Annotated in this window: 9 protein-coding genes, 1 pseudogene and 1 riboswitch; of the genes and pseudogenes, 9 read left to right on the plus strand and 1 reads right to left on the minus strand. The window is 62.1% G+C overall.

What is annotated here, in order from left to right; genetic code table 11:
- A pseudogene (locus IRZ24_RS10405) lies at window positions 1-1,965 on the plus strand (hypothetical protein); the annotation flags it as partial.
- Window positions 1,965-4,820, plus strand: a complete 2,856-nt coding sequence (locus IRZ24_RS10410) for a DUF3962 domain-containing protein (RefSeq protein WP_297163591.1) — start codon at window positions 1,965-1,967, stop codon at window positions 4,818-4,820. The pseudogene IRZ24_RS10405 and the gene IRZ24_RS10410, both read left to right, overlap by 1 nt.
- 93 nt (window positions 4,821-4,913) lie before the next feature.
- Here the strand turns inward: IRZ24_RS10410 and IRZ24_RS10415 are convergent, their stop codons facing one another.
- The gene (locus IRZ24_RS10415; protein ID WP_297163594.1) at window positions 4,914-6,482 is read right to left on the minus strand and encodes a cytosine permease; all 1,569 of its coding nucleotides are present in this window, start codon (window positions 6,480-6,482) and stop codon (window positions 4,914-4,916) included.
- A 299-nt stretch (window positions 6,483-6,781) separates the two neighbouring features.
- A riboswitch (TPP riboswitch) is annotated at window positions 6,782-6,938 on the minus strand.
- 69 nt (window positions 6,939-7,007) lie between these two features.
- On the opposite strand from IRZ24_RS10415, the gene IRZ24_RS10420 reads away from it, so the two are divergent.
- The 7 genes from IRZ24_RS10420 to IRZ24_RS10450 form a co-directional block, all read left to right on the plus strand.
- The gene (locus tag IRZ24_RS10420; protein WP_297163597.1) at window positions 7,008-7,364 is read left to right on the plus strand and encodes a hypothetical protein; all 357 of its coding nucleotides are present in this window, start codon (window positions 7,008-7,010) and stop codon (window positions 7,362-7,364) included.
- Window positions 7,365-7,750: 386 nt separating this feature from the next.
- Entirely contained in the window at window positions 7,751-9,058 is a 1,308-nt protein-coding gene (melA, locus tag IRZ24_RS10425) for an alpha-galactosidase (protein WP_297163600.1), read from the plus strand.
- Window positions 9,059-9,223: 165 nt separating this feature from the next.
- A complete protein-coding gene (locus IRZ24_RS10430) occupies window positions 9,224-9,688 on the plus strand; it encodes an iron chaperone (protein ID WP_297163602.1) in 465 nt (154 codons plus the stop codon).
- 212 nt (window positions 9,689-9,900) lie between these two features.
- Window positions 9,901-10,041, plus strand: a complete 141-nt coding sequence (locus IRZ24_RS10435; RefSeq protein WP_297163604.1) for a hypothetical protein — start codon at window positions 9,901-9,903, stop codon at window positions 10,039-10,041.
- Window positions 10,042-10,140: 99 nt separating this feature from the next.
- Window positions 10,141-10,950 (plus strand): serine/threonine-protein kinase, encoded by an 810-nt coding sequence (locus IRZ24_RS10440; protein ID WP_297163606.1) that lies wholly within the window; start codon window positions 10,141-10,143, stop codon window positions 10,948-10,950.
- A 38-nt stretch (window positions 10,951-10,988) separates the two neighbouring features.
- The gene (locus IRZ24_RS10445; protein WP_297163609.1) at window positions 10,989-11,183 is read left to right on the plus strand and encodes a hypothetical protein; all 195 of its coding nucleotides are present in this window, start codon (window positions 10,989-10,991) and stop codon (window positions 11,181-11,183) included.
- A 391-nt stretch (window positions 11,184-11,574) separates the two neighbouring features.
- The coding region (locus tag IRZ24_RS10450; protein WP_297163612.1) for a hypothetical protein at window positions 11,575-11,923 on the plus strand (349 nt) is incomplete at its 3' end.

The raw sequence follows: 11,923 nt of genomic DNA on the forward strand, positions 1-11,923 counted from the left end.
GATGAGCTGTTCAGTCCGGCGCTCACGCTCGTGAGCAAGGGAGGTGATTCCTGGCTAGGGACTTTAGTGAATAAGGTGCCCTCGGCCCTCTACCGCGAGGGCCTGGGACAGGTGCGCGATGAGCGCGTGCAGGCCTGGGTCAACAGGCTGCATCGCGCGCACACGGCGGCGGTGAGTATCTATGGTCTGCTCTTGCGCGAGCGGGACCTGATGGAGTGGATCGCCAAGCAAGGTGGCTACTTCAGCAGCCTCACGCTGCTCGAGAAACTGGCCATTGCTGCCTGTGGCCTCTCAAAAGACCTCGATCAGTCTGAGCAGGAGAAGCGCTACAAGGCCTTTTGGACGCCGCTGGGTCATTTTCTCGATGACCCGCTGGGTGAGCACGGCGAGCACGAGCTGGCGGCGCTGACGCGGCTAGCCATCAGCCTGGCTCACGATGGGCTGGTGCGTGAGCAACTGCAGCGTTGGCTTCGGCGGCAGCCCTATGTTTGCCTGGATGAGCCGGGGCTGGCAACCTGGGCCGTACGCTTGCAGTTCGCTCTCTTGCTGGAGGTCCTAGCTGATAGCCTGGATGCCCTGTTCTACGACTGGCGCGAGATGGAGGCCCTTTTTGGTCTTGAGGGTAGCAGTGCGACGCTCTTCTACAGTCCGCCTCCCGATTATGCCCCCTGGTTGCCGGATGCCCCAATGGGCAACATCCTTGGATTTCAATATGTACGCTCATCCGAGAAGGCCTCGGAGCCGGGAGAGCTACGCTTTTTCCGCTGCATGGGAGTGGGGCGCTGGCTTCTGCTCCATCTGCATGATTTCCTGGCTGCCGACGGGCTGGCTGGTCCTCATGCTCTGCTGCTCTCGGGGACAAGCTGGGCGGGCACTTCGCCGATCTACCATCTTCAGGTGCCGGTGCAGGCGATCCTTCTCCCGCCGCCTCAAGAACGCCAGGCTATCGAAAAGAGCGACTTTGTCTATCGCTTCGCGCGTCTGGAGGAATCAATGGAGGCGACTGCCGTCTCAGGTTTCCAGGGAGAGGAGCGTCTCAAGCACCTGGAGATCGTGCTCCGAGATCTGGCGCGACACGAGCACCTTGCTAAGGAGCGGCTGCCCAGCTCCCTGGATCGGCTCCGGGCTGAGCTGCCCGAAGGACGGCAGCGTATTCTCCTGGTTGTGGGCAGCTATGCCGAGGCCCGCCATGCCTATCACTACCTGCTCAACGAGGGACTGATAGCCCCGGGTGAAGCTGCCTATCTCGTCCCTGACGATGCCATCTTTGAAAGTCGATGGTCATGGCAAAGCGCCGATGATCGGCTGCCCCGTGGCCTGGTGAGCGAGTTGAGCAAACGCAATGCCTGGCTGCTCATTGCCCCGCTGCAGGCCATTGAGCGTGGTCATAACATTCTCAACGCAGAGGGGAAAGCGGCGCTCGGGGCGGTCTGCTTCCTGGTGCGTCCGCATCCACGGCCCGATGACATTCATTATCTGTTGCATAGCGTGAATCGCTGGGCCATAGAGCACTCGTCCAATAGCGAGTGGCTGCGCCAGCTCTGCGGTTCGGAGGCGGTGGACCTGGAGAAAGTTGGCAAGCGCTTTCGCCAGGAAGCTTTCGCCTACTGGCAGCATCTACTCCATCTGCGCCTGCGCTACAGTTCGCTGCCGAACTGGGAGCGACGTGCCCTTACCTGGACCCTTCTCGTCGCTGTCTGGCAGGTCATTGGGCGCCTGGTACGTGGCGGTTGCCCGGCCCTTGTCCTGTTCTGCGATGCGCGCTTTGCCCCGCGCCAGGCAGCTACGGGCGAGAGCGACTACGAACACACCAGCCTTATCAGGGGCATGCAAGAGGTGCTCCGTCCTTACTTCGAGCCAGATGACACACAGGCTATTCCTCCTCGTGAAAGGCATCTGGTGCAGATTCTCTACGGACCCCTCTACTATGGCTTGAATGGTATTGAAGAGAGAGAGCAATATTGATGAGCAATGATACAATCCTGCAGCCAATAGCCTTTTGCCTGGCGAGCGACAACGCCGCAGTCAGAGAGCGGCTGGCCGCTCATCCTTTCTGGGTGTTAGAGTTCCCCGAGGACCTCAAGCGCCGCCTGCGCGAGACCCAGAGTCGGATCTCCGGGCGGGCGCTGGAGGAAAGCACTCCTCCCCACGTAGTCCTGAATCAGGCGGCGCGCCTCCTGATTCCTGACCTGATCTCGATTACCAGCCGCATCACCGATAGTGGAGTGCAGCCCTGGCTCTATGGTTTTGTCGATCAGGAGCGACCCGAGGAACCGCCGATAGAGAGCGTGCTACTGCGGGCAATGCTCAATGCCTGGCTGCGCACCGTCTTTCGCCCTCTCTTCCCATCGCCCGCCCTCATGGACCTGCTCCAGCAGGTGCAAACCTTGCCTCTCGTCTGGAGACGGGAAGAGATCGACCTTTGCTACTGGTCACAGGCGCCGAATGGGACAGCACGACCGTACCGTGAGATCGACCAGCACTGCATTCAGAATGGCTTTGTGCTCATGCCCGATCTCGTGGCTGCCAGACTGGCTGCTCTGGAACTGGGAAATGCTCAGACACGATACTTTCGCTTCAAGCGGGCGCCGCTGGCGCCAGGCAGACGTGGCTGTGAGCTGGTTTCCTGGCCACCGCAGCGGGAGAGCCAGGGAACCCGGACCTGGTATTGGTCCATCGTGATCACGGTGACGCTCCAGACAGTTCCCTTTCAAAGCTATCCGCAGCTACACCTGAACCTGAGCGTCCGGCGCTGGGTCTCGCAGCCACTGCGATACACGCCAGCGGAGACCATCAGTGCCTATCTGCTGGATAGCCTTCCCTGGCTCGCCGCCGATCAGCAGCGGCAGTGCTTTCAGGTAGCCTCGCTTGTCAGATGTAGCCGCAAGGTCAGAGAGAGGGCCTCGGAAGAGACGGGGCCGGTTCTCGGCTACTGTTGGAATGATGAGCTGGTGGAGCTGCTCAACGAGCTACATTGGGCTGAGCGGCTGCCTGATCCTCAGCAGCTCACTCAAGAGCCCAGCGCATGGCTAGAACGGGCTTTGACGGGTAGAAGCCCACAGGCTGCGCTGGCCTTTCGGACCGGCATGAGGCCAGATCATGGGGAGGGGGTGGGCTTCTCTCTCAGTGATCGTCGTTTCATGGTGGAGCAGATCGCTGAGCTGCTGGCCCCGGATTTCGTGCTGCGCTCGCCGCTAGAACGCTATGGGACGCGGCGCTTCATTGTACATCCGCCTAATCCCTTTTTCCCTCAAGAGAAGCCAGATCGGGGGCAGCCAGCCCAGACAAGGGCCTGCGCTGAGCGTCGGCGAGCTGTGGCGGAAGCGCTCGGGGAGAGGCAGACCTTGACCATCATCGTGCGCTACCAGACCGCGACAGCTTTGCAAGCCGTACGGCTGGCTTTATGTGAGGTGCTTGGCTATCCTCTGGAGTCCTCTGAGGGCACAATCTGGACGACGCCGGAGCTGAGGCTGGCGGTGCGCAGCGAGCCACTGGGCGAGATGGGAAGGGCCTTGGGGATCAAGGAGCGTTCGCGGGGATGGGCCGCCGAGCACTGGCGCCTGAAGATTCAAGAGCGGGCTGAGGCCATAGCGCAGACCTTGCCGGAGGCGGCTGATCCCTGCGGCGTCATCATCGAGCTGCCTGATGCCGACTTCTTCCGTCAAGATGGCGACCCCAAGGCCGCCCTGCGTCTGGGCTTTGCTCGTAAGGGCTACCTGACGCAGTTTTTGACCCCACCGACCTCCGACAGGGAGGGGGAGGCCTCTCAGGATTCGCTGCAGGAGCGGGCCAGGTCTGCCGTCCGCGATCTCCTGCGCCAGTGTGGGGTTCTGGGAGCGCCACCGCGGCTGCTCCTCAAGGCCAGGGTCCAAAAGCCGCCTTTCCAAATTCCTGAGCCGCTGCACTACCTGGCCGCCTGGCTCATCCACCGCAATCGGCGCGGCAGTGAAACCCATCTGCCCCAGTATCTGCCTATCGTGGTCTACCTGCGCTCCGACAGTCACCTTGTGCTAGTACGCGCACCTGGCTTTGAGGACTGGCTACCCTATCGCGAGGCCGCCCTACAGCTCGCGCGTATGGAGCAGGCCAGGCAGCGCGATCACGAGGCCGTACGTCAGTTTCTCCTCAAAACGTTGCATACGCTCCTGCCGACGCGCGGGGAGACCATTCTCTTCTGTGATGCCTGTAACCTGCGTCAGTCCTGGCCCTGGTTGGGAAACGAGCGCATCACGTCCAGCCTGCCGCCAGAGCTAGAGCGCTTCCCGCAGTTACGCATCGTCCGCATACGAACTGTTTCGCCAGAAGTGCCTGAATGGTACGCCTTTGATCCCAAGCGGCAGGCCAGGGGTAAAGATCCGTACGCGCTCTCGCAAGGGCTTTTCCGCGACGCGACGAATCCCACCGTTTTCTACAGTGTGCAGGAAAAGCCGCCAAGCGCCAAGAACCAGGTGAAATCAAGCTCTAAGCTCTCGCACAGGCCGCGCAAGCTAGCCCAGACAAGCGAGGGCGAGCGGCTGCCATTCGATGATCCGCAGGGCATGGCCTGGAATCCGCGCATCGTTGAATTGACCATAGCCCGTCAGAGCCATGAGCAGCGTCCTGATGACGTGCTGATGTGCGCAGCCGTCGCCCACGAGCTGCGCGCGCGGATCGCTGTTCAGTTTGGAGCGCCGACGATCTTACCTCTGCCACTCCACCTGGCGCATCGGCTTGAAGAGTATACGCTGCCGCTCCGCCCGGCTGAGCTGCGCCCGTGGCAGGGCGCCGAGGAGGCCGCCGAGGAAAGCAGCGAGGCAGGCGATGACGAGAACGAGGACTAAGCGATCCTGCTAAGTGAGGCGGCGACCCGGCTCGGTCCGCTCCGATCGGCGTGACACGGCAGGGTCTCCGCCTCTGTCTGGCCGGGAGCCTGCTTAGCTGGCCACCGCCGTCTCCGATGTCCTTGCAGCCCGCTGCTGGCGCAGACGGGGCAGGCTTAGCAGGAGGTAGAGGAGGCCGCTGACGACGGCCCCGATGATGCCACTGAGGTCCATGCCGCCAAGCAGATGCGCTAGCGGTCCCTGCCAGGGCTGACTCAGCCAGGGCAAGGTGGCCGAGCCGATGAAGGGAATGGTGACGGCGAAGCCAACCAGCCAGGAGAGAACGGCTCGCCAGGCCAGGCCGCTCTTGTACCAGTAGCGTCCGGATCGCCCACGCGTGAGATCTGCGGCGGCGTAGTCGCCGCGACGCAGGACAAAGAAGTCAATGAGCAGCACGGCGGCCCAGGCCGGCACCCACAGGTAGGTCAGGAGCAGAAAGTCGATGTAGACGTTGAGGAAGCGGTTAACCAGCTCGCTGTAAGTCTGAGCTTCGCTGAAACTGAAGTGGGAGAAAAAGCCGATCCAGCCGACACCCAGCGCTCCGACAAGGCCACAGAGCAGAGCCGACCACCAGCGCCGGAGCGGGATATCCATCGCCAGGGCCACCAGGCCTGCAGTGTAGACGTCAAAGTAATTGGCCCAGATTTCGCCCAGCACCACGAAGAGCAGGAAGGGAACCAGCAGCCAGGGCGGCGCCGCGCCAGTGATGACGCTCAGCAGGTCAGGATTGGCCGGATTGATGGTAGCCAGGGCAACGCCAAGGATGCCCAGCAGGGCCGTTGGCAGGCCGATACCCAGCCCTGCCCACCAGGCAATACGACCAGCGCGCGTGCGCGTGGGCAGGTAGCGCGAGTAGTCGGAGGCGAAGGGAATCCAGGAGGCAATGAGGGCATAGATAAAGCCACCGCCGGTGACGATAGCGGCCAGCCGCGCCGGCCCGTGGACCGTGGTCGGAAGGCTCCAGTTGATGCGCGGGAAGAGGACAATAAAGAGCAAGAAGCAGAAGGCCATGAAGACGATGGCCCCATACTTTTCGAAGACATGAACGGTCTGGTGTCCATAGACGGCGACAATGATGGAGGCAAGAAGGACAAGGGCGATGGCGATCAGGGCCGTCTGTGGCGTTCGGGGGATGCCGGCTAGACTGGCAAGCTGCACCAGGGCCCAGCCGCCGATGACGCAGTCGACGGCGAACCAGCCAACGGCCATTAGCCAGGTGAGGAAGGCACCGAGATAGGCGCCGCGGTGCCCAAAGACGGCGCGTGCAAAGACCATTTGTGGGGTGCCGGTGCGGGCGCCAGTGGCGCTGGTCAGGCCGTGCAGAGCGGCAGCCAGGGCGCAGCCGATGACGATGGCGATGGCACTGTCGAGCAGTCCAAGTTGCCCCTGGCTCAGCCCCAGTACGAGCGGTGCCCCGATGGCCAGGGCACCGGTGAGGAGCGATAGATAATTGGCCATCGCCCCAGCCCAGACAAGCGCTAGCTCGCGCGCGCTGCCGTGCCGATCGGCCTCAGGGATTGGCTCCATGCCGTGGCGCTCGACTTTGAGAAAGTCGTCTGCCTCTACTCCCCGCACTTGCAAGATGCTGCTGCCTGATTCCTGTGGCTCTATTGCTGGCTCCATGATTGGCTTGCTCCTTTCTTGAGCGGCCGGCGCTCTGTGGGGTGCGTCAAGCCGCTGGCTGGAAGAACCACAGCCTGGATGGTTCGCCGAGGGACAGGCACTGGAGAGAGAGCGAGCCGGTCTGTCCAACCAAAGGGCGACAGAGGGGTTGCGGTTGCTCTGTTTGGGTTGGTGGGGGAGCTGGTCGATCTGGCGTTGATGCCAAAGAAAGAAGGTGCTGGCTCACGCCTGCCTCTTCGCCAGCACCTCGGGATCGTTTGACTGCTCGCTTTGGAGCCGCCCCAGCGTGCGGGGCAGGCAATAGGATCAAGCACGCTCCCTGCGCTGGCATTACCCAGATCAGGTTCTGGCGGTCGGTGACGGTACGGCCTGCTCGCAACGCGGCGCGATCAGTCCACGGCGACAGGTCTGGTCACCCTCTCAGCCCGGCTCTCCCGAGCTCCCGTGACTGCCCGTTTCTCCTCTATCTGCAACGGTGTTATCTGCTACCTGTATAGCAGATCGTGGCAGCCGTGTCAAGGCGGAATGATGCCTGACCGGCTCTCTCTTCTCTCGGCCAGCCGGCCTGACCTGCTCAACTACGCTACCCCTCACTGGCATGACAATCTGCTGGCTGTCTACATGAAAGACACCCACAGTGATGCGACCATTGGAACGCCGCCGATAGAGGCGGTCTATCTCCAGTTCAGCGACGGCTCATCGATCTCTCTCTCCCCGACGCGGGTGGAGGCGCACCGTATCATGCCGGGGGAAACGCACCTCTCCTATGCCCAGCTTCAGATTGATAACCTGGTGCTCAACACTTGCTTCTCCTGGGGCGACCCCTATTACGACGTCGCCACCGAGATCATCATTCTTGATCCGGTGCCTGCCAGTCAGTAAAGGGGAAGACGATTGGCGGCAAGCTGATCCCAGCCGGCAAGCGGCCAGGGGAGAGGCAGAAGGGCCGGGAAGTCTTCAGGTGGCACTGGCGCCGGCATCGTCACCTCTGCCTCTCGTCCGAGACGGCTCCAAAGAGGCAGCGGCTAGCGCCTGGGACGTAATGCCTACCTCCAGTAGGCCAGATTTATCGACCTGTATCTTGGGGATGCTCTGCCTGGGCTGCAGTGGCCAGTTGGGCTGAGGACAACCGCAGGCGCAGGCTCGCGCAGGATAGGGCCGGAGGGGCCTGCGCCAGGCGACTCTGTGTCATCATATGATATGATCATCTTGCGCAACGTCTTGCTGGCGAGGCTAGCTGCTGCAAGTGCGAAGGAGGCTTGAGGTCCGTGACCTACGTCAAGATCACCATGATGGGCGCCGGAAGCGCCGTCTTTGCTCGTCAACTGATGACTGACGTTCTGCTCTGTGAGGGACTGGAGGAGGGGACTTTTGCGCTGGTTGATGTGGATGCGCGCCGGCTGGAGCTGGCTCAGCGCATCGCCGAGAAGCTGATCGAGCGCAGCGGCAAGCGCTGGCGCGTCGAGGCCTCGACTGAGCGCCGCAAGGTGATGGCGGACAGTGATTTCCTGATCAATACGATTGAGGTGGCCGGACTGGACTATGTGCGCCAGGACTACGAGATTCCTTTAAAATATGGAATCGATCAGTGCATCGGCGATACGATCGGTCCTGGAGGGATCTTCAAGGCCCTCCGTACGGGACCGGCCTGGCTGGCGATCCTGCGCGATGCCGAGGAGCTATGTCCACGGGCCTGGGTGCTCAACTATACGAATCCGTTGTCGGCTCTGACGCTAGCGGCCCTGCGAGGGACGCGCCTGCGCACGGTGGGGCTGTGCCATAGTGTGCAGTGGACCTCGCGCCAGTTGGCGCATTACTTGGAGGTGCCCTACGAAGAGCTGGAATGGCGCTGCGCCGGCATCAATCATCTGGCCTGGTTTACTGAGCTGCGCTGGCGAGGTGAGGATATGTATCCGCTCTTGCGCGAGCGGGCGCGGCGCCCCGAGATCTACGAGCAGGACCCGGTGCGCTTTGAGACGATGCTCCATCTGGGGGCCTTTGTGACAGAGAGCAGCGGGCATTTTTCGGAGTATGTGCCGTACTTCCGTAAGCGCCCAGAGCTGGTCGCACGTTATTGCCGAGCCGGCTATTTGGGCGAGTCGGGCTTCTATGCCCGCAACTGGCCGACCTGGCGCCGCGAGAGCGAGCGCGCTATTGAGGAGATGCTGACGGGCAAGCGTGATATTCCCTGGGAGCGTAGCCTTGAGTATGGTTCCCAGATCATCGAGGCTATTGTGACGGGGAAGCCGACGGTGATCTATGGCAATGTGCGCAACACGGGGCTGATTGAGAATCTGCCGGATGGCTGTGTCGAGGTGGCCTGTCTGGTGGATCGCAATGGGGTACAGCCCATTTATTTCGGACGGCTGCCGGAACAGTTGGCCGCTCTGGATCGGGCGCATATGGCTGTCCATGAGCTGGTGTGCGAGGCCGTGCTGACGGGACGGCGCGAGCCGGCGCGCTATGCTTTGTTCCTTGATCCGTTGAGTGCGGCGGTCTGTTCTCTGGAGGAGCTGAGCCAGCTCTTTGATGAGTTGTGGGAGGCTGAGCGGGCCGCCCTGACAGCCTTCGTCTAGGTGAATGAGGGTGGGGCGTTGCCGTCTACTGCTGGTCAGAGAGAATAAAGCTCGTATATGAGAGTGTCGGCTGCTGTGGCTGCCTGCTGAGCTGGACCAGTAGGAGCTGTTGATGGCCTGTTGATGGCTGCAAGGCGCCGCATATGAGAGGAGGTTTTGTTCGGTATGAGCCAGGCTGATAAGCCACGGAGGTCCCGGGGGACCAGAGCCGCTGGCCAGGGAGCTGAAGGCTTTTCAGAGGTCGAGCGCGCGGCAATGAGGGAGCGGGCGCGCGAGCTGAAGGCCAGCAAGGATCGGGAGCAGGGAGAGCGGGAGGTGCTGGAGAAAATTGCCGAGCTGATTGAGCCGGATCGCAGTCTAGCGCTGCGGCTGCACGAGCTGGTGAAGGAGTGCGCGCCGGAGCTGGCGCCGCGTACGTGGTATGGGATGCCGGCCTATGCCCGTGATGGCAAGATTGTCTGCTTTTTTCAGCCGGCGCAGAAGTTTAAGACACGCTATGCAACGCTGGGTTTCAACGATGCGGCCCACCTTGACGAGGGACAGATGTGGCCAACGGCCTATGCGCTAACGGCGCTGGGCCCCACCGAGGAGGAGCGGATCAGGGAGCTGCTCAGGCGGGCGGTGGGCTGAGGATCTGAGATTGCCAGGGGCCGTGGCAGACTGCTACTCTGGTCTGATCCAGGCTGATTGTGCGGCACGCTGGTTGTCTTGATTGATAGGCTGTAGGTGCAAGGGAGGAAAAGTCCCCGCTCCGCTTTTATTGCTTGCTTACAGGATAGTCGGCGGATCATCCCCTGCCACTGCTTAGTTCTAAGGAAAGCGCAGCGGAGAAGGGTGAACCTATGGTCAGGGAGCTGATTGAGGCTCGTCAAACTGCTCTGTTACGCAAGATAGGGGAGAGTAGCGCGGTCCATGTGGCTGCTGCCTTGCGCTCAGAAGAGCCAGAGAGGAGCATGTTTATGCAAGAGCAGTCATTCGAATAGTTCTGCGAGGCCTGTGGGGCGGGCAATCCTTCCCAAGCTAGCACCTGCTGGCATTGCCACAAGCCCCTGTCCTCCCGCGTCAAGAGCGCGCCTCTCTCTTTGCCCGACGGCCCCTTTTTGGCCGGGCGCTACCGCTTGTGCCGTCTTTTGGGCCAGGGCGGCATGGGCAGCGTCTACCTTGTCTTTGACCAGGATCAGCAGGGGCTGCCCGTTGCTCTCAAGCAGATCCACAAGGGTGGTCGCAATGCCCAGCAGCGCGCTGAGCATGAGCTTTCCCTGCAACGCGAGGCCGACCTGTTACGAGAGCTGCACCACCCCCATATTCCCCGACTGCACACCTACTGGAGCGAACCCGACTACAGCTATCTGGTACTGGAATACATCGACGGAGAGACGCTAGAGCAGTACCTCCAGCGCGGGGGCGGCAAGCCTCTGCCCCTGCGCCAGGCCCTCACCTGGGATCTACAGCTCTGCGATGCACTCGCCTATCTGCATCAGCAAGAGCCACCCGTCATCTACCGCGATCTCAAGCCCTCCAATATCATGCTACGCCGGCAAGATGGGCACCTTCTCCTCATCGACTTCGGCATTGCCCGCCGCTTCCGGACAGGGCAGGCGCGTGATACCACCGCCCTTGGCTGGCCAGGCTTTGCCGCCCCCGAACAGTACGGCAAGGCCCAAACCACGCCGCGCAGCGACCTCTACAGTCTGGGTGTCCTCTTACACAGCCTGCTAAGCGGCCTCGACCCCAGTGAGCAGCCCCTGCGCTTCGCTCCCCTGCGCCAGCTCAACCCGGCGGTGCCCGAGGCGTTAGAGCAGCTCATCGCCGCGCTCGTCTCCCTCGCCCCCCAGGAGCGCCCGGCCTCCGCCGTGGGGGCGGCACCCCGGCGGCCCCATCTTCCACCCTGAAACGCCGCCGGCTCCTGCGCCTCGGTCTCGGGACAACCGTGGCCGCTGCTGCCGTTGGCAGTGTCCCATTAGGAAAGTGGCTCTGGTCGCAGCTCCTGCCAGGGCAGGGAGAGAATACTCCTCTGGCGATCCAGTCGATCGATGCCATCCAGGCCCTGGCCTGGTCGCCGGATAGCCAGCGTCTCATCATGGCCGGAACCAGGATTGTGAAGCTGTGGCAGGTCAGCCTCTGATCCCCAGATCTCCGCTCACGCACATACGCACGGGACGCCCGCCGGACGGACTCGGAAAGCCCCCACGCGCAATCTGCTTCCTCTCACCGGCCGCTCCTCCAGAGCGAATTATGGCAGCCTCCAGCAGAGCAGCCAGGAGGCACACTTTACTGAAGCAGCAGAGCCATGCTATAATTGGCAACACTTCCATTCCCAGCGTGAGAGAAGCGGCGCAGGCTCCCCAGCCCGGCCTCAAGGCCGTCCGCGCTGAGCGCCCGCCCCGCCTTGATCGCCTCGCCTATCACGGTCTGACACCACAGCGATAGAGGAAACCTGTTCCTGAGCTTTCCTTGCCCTCACCGACCTTCCCGGCAGCAGGCTCTGCGGTGAGAGCTTGAAACAAGGAGCACTTATGAATCAGACCACCAGCCAACAGCACTATGACCTTTCAACGCTCGCGCACGAGCTTCAGCAGCAATTGATCCGCTATATTGAGGCCCAATATCCTATTCGTCACGGCGACGTCGTTCAAGAGCGTCGTCGGCTGCTGGAGGAGCCGAAGGTCATTGCGCGCGAACCCTATATCGAAAGTACCCCTGGCTACCCTGGCGGGCGCTCTTATACCAAGCTGGATCTGCCGCCCGTCATAGGCCAGGCCCTGGCCGAACTGGCTGGCCAGGCTACTGGTTTGCCTCCGCTCATCCCCCCCCAGCCCTATCCCCACCAGGGCAAGGCCCTGGAGGCCCTGCTCGGACAAGACC

This window comes from Thermogemmatispora sp. (genome assembly GCF_019683755.1).
In the GTDB taxonomy this organism is placed as follows: Bacteria; Chloroflexota; Ktedonobacteria; order Ktedonobacterales; family Ktedonobacteraceae; genus Thermogemmatispora.